This window comes from uncultured Granulicatella sp. (assembly GCF_963528315.1).
GTDB lineage: Bacteria > Bacillota > Bacilli > Lactobacillales > Aerococcaceae > Granulicatella.
In genome coordinates this window covers 1-16,118 of the sequence record NZ_CAURVV010000035.1, presented here as the reverse complement: position 1 = coordinate 16,118, position 16,118 = coordinate 1, and the positions used below count along the sequence as shown (strand labels likewise).

16 protein-coding genes are annotated in these 16,118 nt (G+C 33.5%); 11 read left to right on the top strand and 5 right to left on the bottom strand.

All coding sequences use genetic code 11. The features are described from left to right. Positions 1–314 precede the first annotated feature (314 nt). From RYK07_RS07070 to RYK07_RS07055, 4 genes are all read right to left on the bottom strand, one after another. On the bottom strand, positions 315–1,130 hold the full coding sequence (locus RYK07_RS07070) for a Cof-type HAD-IIB family hydrolase (protein ID WP_314853139.1): 816 nt from the start codon (positions 1,128–1,130) through the stop codon (positions 315–317). Positions 1,131–1,182: 52 nt separating this feature from the next. Further along, positions 1,183–1,938, bottom strand: a complete 756-nt coding sequence (locus RYK07_RS07065) for an ATP-grasp domain-containing protein (protein WP_314853138.1) — start codon at positions 1,936–1,938, stop codon at positions 1,183–1,185. Between the two features lie 62 nt (positions 1,939–2,000). Continuing rightward, positions 2,001–2,189, bottom strand: coding sequence for a CopG family transcriptional regulator (locus RYK07_RS07060; RefSeq protein WP_314349439.1), 189 nt, complete (start codon positions 2,187–2,189; stop codon positions 2,001–2,003). A 100-nt stretch (positions 2,190–2,289) separates the two neighbouring features. Next, a complete protein-coding gene (locus tag RYK07_RS07055; protein ID WP_314853136.1) occupies positions 2,290–3,435 on the bottom strand; it encodes a dipeptidyl aminopeptidase in 1,146 nt (381 codons plus the stop codon). Positions 3,436–3,526: 91 nt separating this feature from the next. Here RYK07_RS07055 and RYK07_RS07050 point away from each other — a divergent pair, with 91 nt between their 5' ends. Next, entirely contained in the window at positions 3,527–3,844 is a 318-nt protein-coding gene (locus RYK07_RS07050) for a helix-turn-helix domain-containing protein (protein WP_314451089.1), read from the top strand. Between the two features lie 57 nt (positions 3,845–3,901). Here the strand turns inward: RYK07_RS07050 and RYK07_RS07045 are convergent, their stop codons facing one another. After that, a complete protein-coding gene (locus RYK07_RS07045) occupies positions 3,902–4,870 on the bottom strand; it encodes an L-lactate dehydrogenase (RefSeq protein ID WP_314451091.1) in 969 nt (322 codons plus the stop codon). Positions 4,871–5,164: 294 nt separating this feature from the next. Here RYK07_RS07045 and pth point away from each other — a divergent pair, with 294 nt between their 5' ends. From pth to hpt, 10 genes are all read left to right on the top strand, one after another. After that, entirely contained in the window at positions 5,165–5,725 is a 561-nt protein-coding gene (gene pth / locus RYK07_RS07040) for an aminoacyl-tRNA hydrolase (protein ID WP_314451093.1), read from the top strand. 71 nt (positions 5,726–5,796) lie between these two features. Further along, positions 5,797–9,321 carry a transcription-repair coupling factor gene (gene mfd, locus RYK07_RS07035; RefSeq protein WP_314853135.1) on the top strand — a complete coding sequence of 1,175 codons (3,525 nt, stop codon included), beginning with the start codon at positions 5,797–5,799 and terminating at the stop codon, positions 9,319–9,321. A gap of 19 nt (positions 9,322–9,340) precedes the next feature. Beyond that, positions 9,341–10,933 (top strand): oligosaccharide flippase family protein, encoded by a 1,593-nt coding sequence (locus RYK07_RS07030; RefSeq protein WP_314853134.1) that lies wholly within the window; start codon positions 9,341–9,343, stop codon positions 10,931–10,933. 13 nt (positions 10,934–10,946) lie between these two features. Continuing rightward, a complete protein-coding gene (locus RYK07_RS07025; protein ID WP_006703326.1) occupies positions 10,947–11,219 on the top strand; it encodes an RNA-binding S4 domain-containing protein in 273 nt (90 codons plus the stop codon). A gap of 149 nt (positions 11,220–11,368) precedes the next feature. After that, positions 11,369–12,013, top strand: a complete 645-nt coding sequence (locus RYK07_RS07020; RefSeq protein ID WP_314853133.1) for a hypothetical protein — start codon at positions 11,369–11,371, stop codon at positions 12,011–12,013. Positions 12,014–12,118: 105 nt separating this feature from the next. Beyond that, positions 12,119–12,859: an MgtC/SapB family protein gene (locus RYK07_RS07015; protein ID WP_314853132.1), complete on the top strand. Its 741-nt coding sequence runs from the start codon at positions 12,119–12,121 to the stop codon at positions 12,857–12,859. A gap of 149 nt (positions 12,860–13,008) precedes the next feature. Next, entirely contained in the window at positions 13,009–13,434 is a 426-nt protein-coding gene (locus RYK07_RS07010) for a septum formation initiator family protein (RefSeq protein WP_314853131.1), read from the top strand. A 93-nt stretch (positions 13,435–13,527) separates the two neighbouring features. Continuing rightward, positions 13,528–14,019, top strand: coding sequence for a S1 domain-containing RNA-binding protein (locus RYK07_RS07005; RefSeq protein ID WP_314255767.1), 492 nt, complete (start codon positions 13,528–13,530; stop codon positions 14,017–14,019). Between the two features lie 78 nt (positions 14,020–14,097). Beyond that, positions 14,098–15,441, top strand: coding sequence for a tRNA lysidine(34) synthetase TilS (gene tilS / locus RYK07_RS07000; RefSeq protein WP_314853130.1), 1,344 nt, complete (start codon positions 14,098–14,100; stop codon positions 15,439–15,441). Between the two features lies 1 nt (position 15,442). Then, on the top strand, positions 15,443–15,985 hold the full coding sequence (gene hpt / locus RYK07_RS06995; protein ID WP_314354441.1) for a hypoxanthine phosphoribosyltransferase: 543 nt from the start codon (positions 15,443–15,445) through the stop codon (positions 15,983–15,985). The last annotated feature ends 133 nt before the right edge of the window (positions 15,986–16,118 follow it).

The following is a 16,118-nucleotide window of genomic DNA, read 5'->3' as shown; positions in this document are numbered from 1 at the left end:
GTCGTATTCATTCGAGACATTATAAGAATCGTGATCAGCAGGATGTTTATGTGACGGAGGTAATTATTGAGGAATGTTATTTCTTGGAGCCGAAGTCGCAAGAAACTGAACCAGAAGAAAATGACGAGTTTGCTTCGATTTTCACGGTAGAGGGCGAATAGGGAAAAAGACTTCACTTTATTGTAGTATTAGGACGCAAGCAGCCTCGCAAATGCGAGTCTCATTGCTAAAATTTGAGCCTAGGTCTCAAATTTTCCTGCGCTAGAAGCCAGATGGCTTCTAGTGCTCATACTACAAAGGGAAGTTTTTTTTTTTTATTTCCTCTCATTAATCACTCGTTCAATTGCCTTAATAACACCATTATTTTCGTTTGTGTCTGTTACCATTTTACTTAAACCTTTTACTTCTTCAGTGGCATTTCCCATTGCGATTGGTAATCCTGCGTATTGAAGCATTTCGATATCATTAGCGGCATCTCCGATAGCGGCAATTTCGTTTCGGTTGATGTTGAGTCTTTGTGCTAATTTTTCTAGTCCGTATGCTTTATTAACGCCTTTTTTTAGTACTTCAACTAAATATTTTTGGCTACGAACTACATAGAATTCCTCTCTCCAAGTATCTGGAATGACTGTTTCGAATTCGTTTAATTGTTCTTCGTCTGCAAGTAGTAAAATTTTATAAAAATCTGTTGTAAGAGATTCTTCTATCGTAATACGTTTGATTTGCCCATTGACAAGTTTTACATCATATTCCATCCATTCTGTTGGTTCTTGGTCAAAGGAGTAGTAATCAACTCCGCCTCCTAGCACGCTAATGTCATGATCTTTTCCAAGTTGAATCCATTTTTGAATAGCAGATGAATCTACAAAGGCATCCATAATGCGGTTCCCTGTTTGGCTTTCGTATATATTAGCACCGTTTTGGCTAATAATATAATGGTTTTCTTCAAGATAGCCTAAGTCTTTTAAGTAAGGGCGAATTCCTGTTTCAGGTCTGCCTGTACATAGAACTAATAGTGTTTTTGTATCTTTGTTGTGAAATTCTTTGAAATATTGTTTTGTTTCTTCTAGTAATTGTTTGTTAGCATTTAGCAGCGTTCCATCCATGTCGATGGCAATTAGTTTAATCATTTGAAATCTCCTTTATAAAATGTATTTTTATTTTACCATAAAAATCGTAGTTCTAAAGGTCAGTTTTTGGAATTTCAAAGACTTCATTTTGATCAAAATAGGGTTTAACCATTTCTTGCCATCTACCTTTATAAAATTTAATGGCTTTTAAAGGAGAGAGACCGTAATTGCCTAATGAATATCCATCATTCACTTCGACAATAAGTGTTTTACCGTCATGAGTTACACCTATATCTAGCCCATAAGCTGTGGGTGAATCTTTCCAGCAAGATATGGCTTCATCAATAACAGTTGCATCAAACTGTGCATGGTAATCACCTGTATAAAATCGAACATCTAGAACGCTGCCATTTAAAATAAAGCATCTCCATTCAGCTACAAATTCTACAACTTCACTAATCCAAATAGGGTAATCAAAAGGCAGGCCTATTCCTACTAAATCACGGGTGCTATTAACAACTCTTCCTGTAAACACTTTTGAACCTGCTTTAGGTTTAATAAATTTTCCCCAATTATTAGGCTCATTGACAATTTCTCCTAGAATTCCTTCATATATTTTTCGACCATAAAATTTTTCAAGTTCTTTAGGATAATCCAGAATAGGAATGGTTAGATTCATCATGTTTAATAGAGACCTAGTTTCTGTTATGTAATCTACCACTAAGTCCTCGCTTGTTAATTGTTGGATTTCATTGAAGGAGTGGTATAAAACAACTTCTTCACCTAGTAAATGTGCTCCTACTTGAGCATTATATTTATTTATGGAAACTTCATTTGGTACTTTGCTTTCTCGTATATAAACAACCATTTTATCACCTTCTTTTCACTAGTGTTACACCTTGAGGTAAAAAAATAATAACAAAACTGCTATTATTTTTTTGAATAAATAGCTCCCATAATATCATCGAAATAATCGACGGTATTTAGAAGTAATTCGATGATTTGAGACTTGGTTAATCGCATACCTCTTCTATCTCTAGCATCCTCTATTAAGTTTTCAAGCTTCTCGAGATTTTTATCATCCAAGCTAATCATAATCCGATTTTTATCAGTTGCCATTTGTTCACCTCAAAGTTATATTAGCACGAGTGTAACACTTGTGTCAAACGGTTAATGGATTATTTTCTATCGAAACTTGATCTTAATTTGTTATAATTCATCAACCTTCCGAAAGCCAATCAAAAATAACATCATTTGTATCAAATGCAGCACCGTTTTGGCAATGAAGATCACTGTAGTCATTTTCTTTGTCGAAAATTTTCATCTTTTTATTCGGAACGTCTAATTGTTCAAAATATTGTGTTGCTAATTCAGAAGGATAATAGTTATCATTTTTTGCAACGCAAAGAAGAACTGGATTTTTGACTGGAAGTTCTGAAAAATCTCGGCATCGAGTAATGAGTTGGTTGAGTGACTCGCATCCGAAAACCCATTTTGCATGTTCAATTTGCCAGTTTAAAAAGGGGACATGAGCAATATATCCTTCAATCATTTTTTCTAAAAAAGGTGGAAATTGACTTTTTAAATATGGATGAAGGATTTTCGGGATATTTGTTTTAAAGGAATCCAACATATTTGGAAAATAATTATATAAAACAATTTTATCGAATAAATGCTCATTTAATGCGGAAGCTCTTGCGATTAATAATCCACCTAAGGATAGTCCAATTCCAATTTTGGGTAAGACAATTTCTTCTTGGTAAGCCTGAAGGATAGCTTTTACAACTAAATCCCAACGTGGGGTAAAGTTTTTCTGATACGTTCGAATCGCCCGAGATTGTCCAGGGCCTTCAAATAAAATGACATGATACCCTTCCTCTAAAGATGCTTTTACATTTGTAAAATAAAGTTCTTCTAATAATGCATCGAATCCACCACAAATGAATAAGGTTCCTTTAGGAGGTTGAGTAGTTTTAAAAAATAATGTTCGTAAGGAATAATCTTCATATGGTACTTCCTTTAGTTCATAAGGAATCGATAATAAATCTAGTCCTTTATAAAAATAATCGACGGAAAGTTCATAGCAATTTAGTTTTCTATCGTCTTTAGGAGATAAGAAAAATTCAGCTGCTTGAAAATATCGACTAGCTCTTAAATAGGCTTTCCCTTTAGAAATAGAACTGTTAAAGTTTTTTTGTGTTAATTTAGTACTGAGTTTATACCATTCTGCATACCAGGATTCATAATTTTTTTCTTTTATCTTTTCTGTAGTCGATTGAACTTCTGCAAAATCACTTCCGCCATAGGGGCAATACCACATTAATCGTCTTGTTTCAAATTCGAATTCAAAAGTTTTAAAAAACATCGAAACACTCCTTTATAGCAATCATATCTAGTTATGGGTATAATAATAATCAGATTAAGTTTGTTAGAAAAGAAGTTACTTTGAGGTGCCTATGGAAAAAGACAGATGTTTACGAGAGTTAGCGTTACCGTTACTTGGGAAATGGAGCATATTTATTGTATTAACATTAGCTGAAGAGGAAATGTATTTCGCACAATTAGAGCGTGAAATTGGAATAGTTTCAAGAAAGATGTTATCGCAAACGTTAAATGATTTGATAGAAATTCATATTGTTTATAAAAAAGGAGAATCCTCTACAGGACAAAAGACGTATTATGGATTAACTCCTTTAGGGAAGAGTTTATTGCCACATATTTATGGACTCAAAAATTGGATGATGGAGAATGAGGTATTTTTACGTAAAAAATAAAAGCACAAAATCACGGCAAAGCGCCATCGATTTTGTGCTTTTTAGTATTTTCAATAATTATTCATTTTCTAAACGTTCAAATGCGTCGTGAATGACTTGTTTTAAGGCAGATGCTGATAAGTCCATTTTTTCTTGTTCAGAGTCTGCTAGTGGGATTTCGATAATTTGACGAATACCATCTCGTCCAATAACGGCTGGAGCGCCGATATATACATCTTCTTGTCCATATTGTCCTTCAAGATAAACAGATAGTGGGAAGATAGCTCTTTCGTTATTTAAAATTGCTTTAGTAATTCTTGCTAAAGTAGCTCCGATACCATAGTAAGTAGCACCTTTTTTCGCAATAATTTCATAAGCAGCATCTCTTACTTGGAAGAATACTTCTACTAATTTTTGTTCATCTGTTTCAGGATTTTGGCGAACCCATTCATAAATTTGTAATCCACCGACATTAGCATGTGACCAAACAGGGAATTCAGTATCTCCGTGTTCACCTAAAATATATCCGTGAACATTACGAGCATCAACGTCGATTAATTCGGCAATTGCTTGACGGAAACGAGCACTATCTAATGCTGTACCAGAACCAATTACTCGATTTTTTGGTAATCCAGAAAATTTCCAAGTAGCATAAGTTAAAATGTCTACAGGGTTTGATGCAACTAGGAAAATTCCATCAAATCCACTAGCCATGATAGGATCAATAATTCCTTTTAAGATTTTTAAGTTTTTGTGTACTAAGTCAATACGAGTTTCTCCTGGTTTTTGAGCAGCACCTGCTGTAATGCAAATAACGTCTGCATCATGGCAGTCTTCATAGCTTGCTGCATAGATTTTTTTAGGAGAGTTAAATGCTAGAGCGTGTGATAAGTCTAAAGCATCTCCTTCTGTTTTTTCTTTTGCAATATCAATAATTCCAAGTTCTTCAGCAATTCCTTGAAGTACAAGTGCGTATGCATAACTAGAACCTACAGCACCGTCTCCGACTAAAATCACTTTGTTACTAGCTTTAATTGTTTTTTCCATTGTATTACCTCCTTATTCCTTCGTGGAATAACTATCCATAGTATAGCACGATTTGATTTGTGATACTTAATCTAAAGTTTTGAAAAAATGAACTTTTTTCAAATGTTGATGTTTTCGTTTTCATATCTTTTCATTTTCGGTCAAACGCTAATTTTCATAATTTCAAAAAAGTAAAAAATATAAAAAATTATATGTGAAGAACTTATCACAGGTCTGTTAGTTTATTAATTTTTCGATTTTTGAACAGTTTGTGATATACTAGAAAGGACTCAACAGAGAAATGGGTGTGAACGTATGAAATTAATTATTGGATTAGGAAATCCAGGGGCGAAATATAAAGGAACTCGTCATAACATTGGATTTATTACCGTTGACGAATTTGCCTATCAAGAAAATTTAGAATTTAATCAAGCATTATTTGATGCAACCTTTACTCAAACGCATATTGATGGAGAAAAAGTAATATTAATGAAGCCATTGACGTATATGAATTTATCCGGTCAGGCGGTTCGTCCATTAATGAATTATTTTAAAATTGGAATTGAAGATATTGTGGTACTGTATGATGATATGGATCTTCCAGTCGGAAAAATTAGGTTGCGTCAAAAAGGTAGTGCCGGTGGACATAATGGGATTAAGAGTATCATTAGTTGTTTAGGCAGTGACCAATTTAATCGTATTAAAATTGGGGTAGGACGACCTGCTCCAGGTAGAAGTGTAGTTAATCATGTATTAGCTAATTTTGAAAAAGAAGAACAAGAAGAAATTTTAGCTTCTGTGGATAAAAGCGTAGAAGCGTTAAGAGATTGGATAAAAGGCGATAACTTTATTCAAACGATGAATCGTTATAATTAAATAAATTTGAGAAAAGGCTGGAGCGAAAGTTTCAACCTTTTTAGTGCCTATATCAAAAGAAAGGAAAAGATATGTTACCGTTAGGAATTAGTAAAAAACAAATCCATAGTTTTAAAGAATGGATAGAAAACCTTCCGATGATGCAAAGTCAGTTAGTTTTAGGATTAACTGGAGCAGCGAAGCATTTAGCTGTGGCGAATGCCTATGATAATTGGAAGGGACCATTAGTCGTTGTAACGCCAACCATGTTACAGGCGACTCAATTATATGAAGAATTATTGCAATGGTATGAGGATGAAGTATATTTATTTACAGTAGAGGAATCTTTAGCGGCAGAATACTCCATTCATTCTCCTGAAGTCGTGAGTAATCGAATTCGAGCTTTGCAGTTTTTAGCTAGTGGAGAAAAAGGAATTGTAGTTGTTCCATTATCAGGAATTCAAAAGCCATTAGTACCGTTACAAGTTTGGAAGAATAGTACTATTGAATTAGTCGTTGGAGAAACTCAGTTAGAGGTAGAAGATTTAGTAACGAAACTAGGACGAATGGGTTATCGTAGAGAAGCCATGGTAGCTACACCGGGAGATTTCTCAGTTCGTGGAGGAATTGTTGATATTTATCCATTAGATCAAGAACATCCCATTCGTTTAGATTTTTTTGATGATGAATTAGATTCATTACGTTATTTCGATGCAGAAACACAACGCTCACTTGAAATGGTGGAAAATATTATTCTTTTACCAGCAACAGATATTCCATTTGAATATGAGAGAGTATTTGAAGCAAAGGATAAAATTCAAAAAGCTTATGAAAAAGATATAAAGAGTAGTGAATCAGAAGAACGTACTCAATTATTAACGAATCAAATGAATCACTTATTAGCACAATTAGAAGAAGGAGAAATTCCTCCTAAAATTTCTTATTGGCTCGAATTATTTTATAAAGAAAAAACATCTATTTTAGATTATGTGTCTAAAAAAGGATATTTAGTCATTGATGATTACGCTCGTATTCAAGAAAAACAACGTTCACTTTATGAAGAAGCAGGATTATGGAAAGTGCATCAATTAGAATTAGGAATGCTTGCTAGCTCGATTGATATGATTTTTGAAGGGAAAAAGGTATTAAAAGATTCGACATTACCAAGAACCTATTTCTCATTATTCCAAAAAGGGTTAGGGCGATTAACGTTTGAAGCCATTTATAATATTCAAGAACGTTCGATGACACAGTTCTTCTCGCAAATGCCAATGGTAAAAGTAGAAGCAGATCGTTGGGCAAAACAAAAAGCTACAGTAATCGTAGTGGTGGATCATTTAACGAGAGCTTCAAAAGTGGAACAAACTTTCCATGATTTTGATATTCCAGCAATTATTACAAAAGAAGTACAAGAAGGAATTCTTCAAATTATGGTCGGTTCCTTCAGTCATGGATTTGAATTACCACAAGATAAGTTTGTAGTTGTTACAGAAAAGGAACTATTTAATAAATTAACGAAGCGTGCTCCAAGAACTCAAAAAATTTCTAATGCGGAAAGATTGAAGAGTTATACAGAATTAGCAGTTGGAGACTATGTTGTTCATGTCAATCATGGGGTTGGTGTGTACCAAGGGATGGAAACACTAGAAATTAATGGTGTCCATCAAGATTATATGTCGATTCACTATCAAGATGGAGGGCATTTGTTTGTTCCGGTGCATCAAATTAAATTAGTTCAAAAATATGTTTCTTCGGATGCAAAAGTTCCTAAATTAAATAAATTAGGAAGTAGTGAATGGGCAAAAACGAAGCGCAAAGTTGAAACTAAAATAGAAGATATTGCGGATGAATTAATTGAATTATATGCCAAACGTGATGCAGAAAAAGGATATGCCTTTAGTAAGGATACCGTTGAGCAAAAAGAATTTGAAGATGCTTTCCCTTATTCAGAAACTCAAGACCAATTAAGAAGTATTGAAGAAATTAAAGCGGATATGCAAAAAGATAAACCAATGGATCGCTTACTAGTTGGAGACGTTGGTTATGGGAAAACAGAAGTTGCCATGCGTGCAGTTTTCAAAGCTTTAATGGATGGAAAGCAAGCGGCAGTATTAGTGCCAACAACGATTTTAGCGGAGCAACATTATGAAAATTTTGTTCAAAGATTTGCAGATTATCCGTTCAAAATAGGATTGTTAAGTCGTTTTAGAACGAAGAAAGAACAACAAGAAACAATCGAAGGATTGCAAAAAGGGCAAGTGGATGTCGTGATTGGAACACATCGTGTTTTATCAAAAGATGTGAATTTCTTAGATTTAGGATTATTAGTCGTCGATGAAGAACAACGATTTGGTGTAAAACATAAAGAACGCTTGAAACAATTGAAATCTCAAGTCGATGTTTTAACACTAACAGCTACTCCAATTCCAAGAACCTTGCACATGTCGATGCTAGGAGTACGTGATTTATCCGTTATTGAAACGCCACCTTCAAACCGTTATCCTGTTCAAACTTTTGTAATGGAGCAACAAGCAATGACCATTCAAGATGGAATTGAACGGGAATTAGCTCGTGGAGGACAAGTCTTTTACTTATATAATCGTGTGGAAACCATTGAGAAGAAAGCAGATGAATTACGTCAATTAGTTCCTGAAGCAAGAGTTGGAGTCATTCATGGACAAATGAGTGAAACAACGTTAGAAAATATTTTATATCAATTTATTGAAGGCGAATATGATGTTTTAGTCACAACGACGATTATTGAAACAGGGGTAGACATTCCAAATGTAAATACTCTCTTCATTGAAAATGCAGATCATATGGGATTGTCTCAGTTATATCAATTACGTGGAAGAGTGGGACGTTCTAACCGTATTGCATATGCGTATTTAATGTATCAACCAGATAAAACGTTAACGGAAGTTGGAGAAAAACGTCTGCAAGCGATGCGTGATTTTACAGAATTAGGGTCTGGATTTAAAATTGCAATGCGAGATTTATCGATTCGTGGTGCAGGGAATTTATTAGGAAAACAACAGCATGGATTTATTGATTCAGTTGGATTTGATTTATACTCTCAAATGTTGAGTGAAGCAGTATTGAAAAAACAAGGAAAAGCTGTTCCAACAATGGAAGACTCTGTTGAAATTGATTTACAAGTGGATGCTTATATTCCAGCTACTTATATTCAAGATGAGCGTCAAAAAATTGAAATGTATAAACGGATTCGTTCGATTGATAGTATGGAAACATATCATGAATTATTAGATGATTTTATTGATCGATTTGGAGAATTCCCTGATGAAGTGAGCTATTTATTAGAAGTTGGAATGTTAAAATATTTTGCAGAGCAATTGTCGATTACTTCAATTAAACGAAGTCAAAATTCAATCGTCGTATCGATTGCTCAGCCGGTAGCTCAACGATTAGAAGGAGTTGCTATTTTTGAAGCGCTTGGGCCAGTGAAATTACCTGCTCAAGTTACTAAAAAAGGAACAACCTTACAAGTGTTGCTCAATGTAACGAATCAACCAACTGATTTATGGTTAGAGCAAATCAAACTTTTCTTAGAAAAATGTTGTGAAGTTGTAGAAGCACAAAAAGAGGACAATGAATAAGAACAGAGAGGGGGATATAATGGTTAAATCGAATAGACAGATGATGCAAGGAGCGTTGGTATTATCACTAGCAGCCTTCATTGCGAAAATATTAAGTGCCGTTTATCGAGTGCCTTTCCAAAATATGGTTGGAAATACTGGTTTTTACGTTTACCAGCAAGTATATCCCATTTATGGAATTGGAATGACCTTTGCTCTCTCTGGTTTTCCAGTATTTGTTTCAGCATTAATTGCTCAGTATCGTTCGGATTATGAACTATTGCCGCTTTTAAAACGATTATTTTGGATTTTAAGCGGATTAGGAATAGGAGTCTTTTTACTGCTATATACACAGTCAGAACTCATTGCTTCATGGATGGGAGATGCTTTATTGTCATCTGTCATTCAAAGTGTTTCGTGGATGTTTTTAATGATGCCATTTTTGGTGATTGCAAGAGGTTATTTCCAAGGGACGAATCGAATGGTTCCAACGGCTGTTTCGCAAGTAATAGAACAAGTCGTTCGAGTAAGTGTTATTTTATTAGCCGCAAGTTTTTATGGAAGTCTTACGAATGATTTATATGTAGTTGGAACTTGGGCAATGTCGAGTGCGGTCATTGCAGCAGTGATGGCAACTTTTGTATTATTGTATTATAAAAAATCAGACTCCTTTGAAAGTTGGAATGGCAGTCGTGTCATTGAACCTCATAAGATTCAATGGGGAGTATTACTAAAGAGATTAGTTATTGAAGGTGGAACTCTATGTTTATTAAGCTCAATATTAGTATTGTTTCAATTAATCGATTCATTTACTTTATTTAAAGGCTTAGTTGAACAGGGAATGAGTCAAGAAATTGCCAAAGATTTAAAAGGAATTTTTGATAGAGGACAACCACTAGTGCAATTGGGAATGGTTGTTGGAGTTGGATTTTCTTCAAGCTATTTACCATTATTGAGTCGTAGTTATACAAAACAACATTTAGAGGAATTCAGGCATTTGAAACAGTCTCTTTTAAAAATGACAATGGTATTTTCAGTAGTAGCAACAGTAGGATTATTAGTTATTTTGCCAAGAGTTAATCATATGCTGTTTGGAGATATACAAGGTAACGATGTACTCAGTGTTTATATTATTAGTATTGTGTTAGCTTCTATGATGATGGCTTACCATGGGATATTACAAAGTACGGGAAAATATTCCATTACGCTTATAGCATTATTTGTCGGATTGATTGCTAAGGGTGTCGGTAATCTTTGGTTTATTCCTCTGTTTCAAACATTAGGAGCTAGTATTGCGACGATTTTAGGGTTATCTGTGATGTTAGGAATGATTTGTATTTTGAGTGGAGAGTGGAAGGCTTCGTCAAATAAACAACAGGCAACGATTATAAAATTAGGAATTGTAACGATTGGAATGGCAGTCGTAGTAGGGATTTTGAATATTTTATTGGAACGCTATTTCCCTTCTGGTGATTCCAGAACAAAAGATACACTGATTGCTCTATTATTAGTAAGTGTTGGAATGATCGTATTTTTAATAGGTGCTATTCGTATAAAATTATTTACGATTCGTGAATGGTTGATGATTCCAAAAGGGAAATCACTATTAAGATTTACAAGAAAATGGAAATGAGGAGGAGAACAGGATGAGATTAGATAAATATTTAAAAGTATCACGATTAATTAAAAGAAGAAGCGTCGCCAAAGAAGTAGCGGATAAAGGAAGAATTACCGTCCAAGATAAAGTGGCAAAATCTTCAACAGATGTAAAAGTAGGAGATATTATTACCATTCAATTTGGAAATAAGACCGTAACCGTTCGAGTGGATGCAATTCTAGATTCAACAAGAAAAGAAGATGCAAAAGAAATGTTTACGATTTTAGAAGAAAAACAAGTAGTAAAAACAGAAGAGTTTTAAAACGGAGAAGAGAGAGTTGATTCGTCAACCTCTCTTATTTTTTTAGAAAAATTTAAACAAAGGATCTATTGAGAAAGAAATTTGTTTTCATTATACTGTATGTGAAGAAAATAACTATTTTAAAATTTATCGTAGAAAGGAAGAGAAAGATGAATAAAGTTAGTAAAATCTATAGTAGTATAGCAATGGTTACGTCAATTCTTATGTTTTTATTTGGTATGTACTTTAGTACAAAAGGAATTGTGGTAGTAACTTATGAATCATGGAGAGCAATGGGAGTTAGCCTCTTAGCCTTTTTATGTGCAATGGTTAGTATGATGAAACTACCTTTAAAAATAAAAAAAGGAATTTTAGTGTTTGAACTATTGTTGATAGCTGTTTTGTTTGTTCCAATGATGATAAAGGGTACAATTTTAACATTTCAGTTAGCCCCTTTTTATGTGATTGCGGACTTAACGATTGTTTATACTGTTGTAGGAGTGATGATTTTATGGATGAATAATCGAAGCAAGCAAAAGGATAATCAATTTAAGCTAGATTCTATCTTTATTAATTTTCAGATTCTTATGATTATTAATGTATTTTTTGATATTTTTTCCTTTGGAGTAGAGGTGATGGATTATGCAAGTGCACTTCAGATTGGACAAGTGCTTAGAAGTGTGTTTCTTGGAACGATGAATCTTCAAATGTTATGGATAGCTTTTGGGATTTTGATTCTAATAGGAAGTTTATTAAAGATGGTTTACGATAGCTTTATGTTGAAGAGAGAGTCAATCATGAGTGTCTCTAAGTAATAATTATCCTATTTACTCCAATTCATGATGTGAAAATTAATAGATAAGATTTCTTGACAATGATAGAAGAAAAGCATAGAATGATTAGCACGTTATCATTTGATAATGATTACAAAAAGACATTCAATGATCATGGAAGGAGCAAGTATGGTAGAAACAATTTTAAGTAGAAATTTTGATGCAATATTAGAAACTAGACATTTAATAGCCATTATTTTAGCTTGCTTGTGTGGATGGGCCATTGGACATGAACGAAAGTCAAGAAATAAACAAGCAGGGATTAAAACTCACGTTATTGTAGCGCTAACTTCAGCGTTAATGATGTTGATTTCTAAAGAAGCATTCTTAGATACACCAGACTATGATACAGCACGTGTGGCTGCTCAAGTAGTGAGTGGTATCAGTTTTATCGGTGGTGGTATTATCTTTATGAGAGATAAAAAAATCAGCGGAATTACAACAGCTTCAGGAATTTGGGCAACAGCTGGGATTGGTTTAGCGATTGGTGGCGGTATGTGGATTTTTGGTGTTGTATGTGCAGCAGTTGTAGTTATTATTCAATTATTGACGCATGAATCTCCATTGAAAGCACAAAATCGTCAAGTAAGTATTCATTGCTTAGTTCCAGATGTAGCGATTATGCAGAAAATTTATGATTTTTGTCATTTAGAAGACTATCAGTCCATTCAAGTTGAAGCAAAGGAATTGGAAGATGGTCAATATGAATTGATTTTACGTGTAGAACATGATGAAGAAATTGTAATTGAGAAAATTCAAGAGTATATGGAAGAACAACATTCTGATTTAGAAGTGAAGAAAATCAAGTTTAAGACGGAAGAGTATTAACGAATATGACTTGTCTGAAATAGCAAACTCTTTCTTAGCTAGCATTTTCTAGCTAAGAAAGAGTTTTTTTATAAAATTTTCCTAAAAGCATAGACTAGTTATCATATTCTTGTTATACTCGTCATATAATCATTAAAGGAGTCAGTGTAGTGAATAAACAGCAAGAAAAAAACAGCAACATTATTGCGTTTGAATCAAAAAAGAAAAAATCACATACAAATGTTCATTTACCAAAAGTAGCTGTTTGGAAACGAGTAGCTGTGTGGCATTCATTACTGATGGCTGTAGTGATAGCAATTGCAGGTTCTTTAATACTACAAATTGTTGGACAATTAAACCAAGCTGGTAAAATTGAAGCACAAATTGTAGAAGCAAAAAAAGAAGAATCAAAAGTAAAAGAACAACAAAAATCTTTAGTTCAACAAGTTGAATTATTACAACAAGATGATTATGTAGCAAAACTTGCACGTAGTGAATATTACTTAAGTAAATCAGGAGAGATTATTTTTAATACACCTGATGATGCTGCACAAAATAAAATTCAACAAGCAAAAGATAATCAATCTCGTCATTAATTTTGACAAGGAATTATGAGTGATGGAAATAATCTTTTATACTCGTCAAGCGTGTGTATAAAAGGGGAAATTTGAAGGAGGAACGCTTTTTATATGTCAATTGAGGTAGGGAATATTTTACCTGGTAAAGTAACTGGTATTACAAATTTTGGTGCTTTTGTGGATTTAGGAAACCGTAAAACAGGTTTAGTTCACATTAGTGAAGTATCTAATTCTTATATTAAAGATATTAAAGATGTCTTAACAGTTGGAGACGAAGTACAAGTAAAAGTAATGGAAATTTCTGGAGACGGAAAGGTAAGTTTATCGATTCGTCGTGCAAGTGCGGATTCTTCAGAAGAAACTGTTGAAGAAAAACCAAAATTTCAAAAATCAGCTCCACGTAATCAAGAAGGTCAAGGATTTAAAAAACCTTATGCAGCTAAATCAGCTCCGTCATTTGAGAAAAAATCTCCATCACAAGCAAAAGTGAATGATTTTGATGCAATGATGAGTTCCTTCTTAAAAGATTCTGAAGATCGTTTAACTTCATTAAAACGTAATACAGAAGGTAAACGTGGCGGACGTGGTGGACGTCGTTCATAATAAAGTATCCAAATGAGGCTGGAAATATCCAGTCTCATTTTTGTCATTGTAAGACGTAATAAGATAGGAGGTGTTTAAATGAAGGAAGTAGAAACATTTTTAATGAAATTTGTTCCTAATTGGCAAGAGGAATCTTTTTTATTAGCTGTTTCAGGCGGTGTGGATTCAATGGTATTATTAGAGATTTTTTTTGAACTTCAAAAAAAGTTTAAAACACTGAGTTTTTCAGTTGTTCATATTCATCATCATCTTCGAAAAGAATCAGATGAAGAAGAAGAGATGGTTAGAAATTTTTGTGGCGAAAGAAATATTTCTATAGAAGTTTATCATTGGGAACAAGGGGTTGAACAGACAGTAGGGATTGAAGAAAAAGCAAGAAAGTTTCGTTATCAAAAATTGGAAGAAGCTATGGAAAAAAATAAAGCTTCCTATGTTGTAGTAGCTCATCATGCAGATGATCAAGTAGAAACGGTCTTAATGAAATTAACAAGGGGAAGTACAATTGAAGGAATTGCTGGAATGAAGCTAATTCGTCCCTTTAATGAGGGATATCTCATTCGTCCTTTTTTAACAGTTGATAAAGAAAAGTTATACGAGTATGCTTCGATTCATCAAATACCTTATCGAGAAGATGAAAGTAACAGCAGTCTAGAATATACGAGAAATCGATTTAGAAAGGAAGTTATTCCACTTTTAAAACAGGAAAATTCTAAATTGAATCAAAAAATTCAAGAATTTACTCAAACGTTACAAGAACAACAAGAATTGATATTGGAGCTAGTGCATCAATGGATGGAACAGCAACTAATAGAATTACAGAATGGATGGTCTTGGAATAAAGAAAGTTATATCAAGCAACCAGTAGCGCTTCAAAAAGTTATTTTAGTGGAATTATCTAAAAAACTTGGAGGATTATTGAGTGCCAAAAATGTCTTAGATATTCAAGAAGCGATTCTATCTGACACTTCTCAGATGAATTTGAATTTACCAAAAGGCTGGATTTTTCAAAAAAGATATCATCAGTTATTGATTATAAAAGAACTGAAAAATGAAATAACTTATCAAGAAATAAGAGTAGAGGGATTTCAATCTGCGGATATTGTATTATCAGAAAACGAAAGGATATCATTTACAGCTGAAGAAGGATGGGAAATGTTTCTCACAACGGAAGATTTTCCATTAACGATTCGTAGAAAAAAGCCAAATGATCGATTCCTTTTAAAAGAAAATCAACATCAAAGTATCAGAAGATGGTGTATTAATAACAAAATTCCTAAAGAAGAAAGGGAGAAATTGTGGATTGTAGAAAATGCTTCAAAAGAAATAATCGCAATATTAGGATTTCGTCAAACACAATCATTGTCCAAAAGCAAAGAAACTGATAGAATAAGAATAGTATATAGAAAAAAGAAGAGGTGCTAACATGTTAGATAATTATATTGCAGAAGTAGTTGTCAGCAAGAAAGAATTAGAAGAAACAATCGAAAAATTAGGGAAAACTTTAACAGCAGAATATCAAGATAAAAATCCATTAGTCATCTGTATTTTAAAGGGAGCTATTTTCTTTATGGCTGACCTTGTTCGTGCAATGGACTGTGATTTAGAAGTGGATTTTATGGATGTATCTAGTTATGGTGATGCATTTGAATCTAGTGGTGAAGTTCGTATTTTGAAAGACTTAGATCAAAGTGTAAAAGATCGCCACGTATTAATTGTAGAAGATATTATTGATACAGGACGTACTTTGGCTCATATTGTTGAATTACTAAAACATCGTCAAGCAGCAAGTGTTAAAATTGTAACATTATTAGATAAACAAGAACGTCGTGTTATTGCAATTGATGCAGATTATGTTGGAGTAGAAGTTCCAAATAAATTTGTAGTTGGCTATGGTTTAGATTACAAACAAGGATTAAGAAACTTACCATATATTGGAGTATTAAAACCTGAAGTGTATGAATCATAAGATTTCGTTAAGTTAATTATCAAAAATGGTCAAAGACCTTTAAGTGTGATACACTATTTTATACAACCATTTATGAATTGCAGGAGGCAAAATGAATACAAATAATAATCGTCAAATATTTCGTAATGGACTA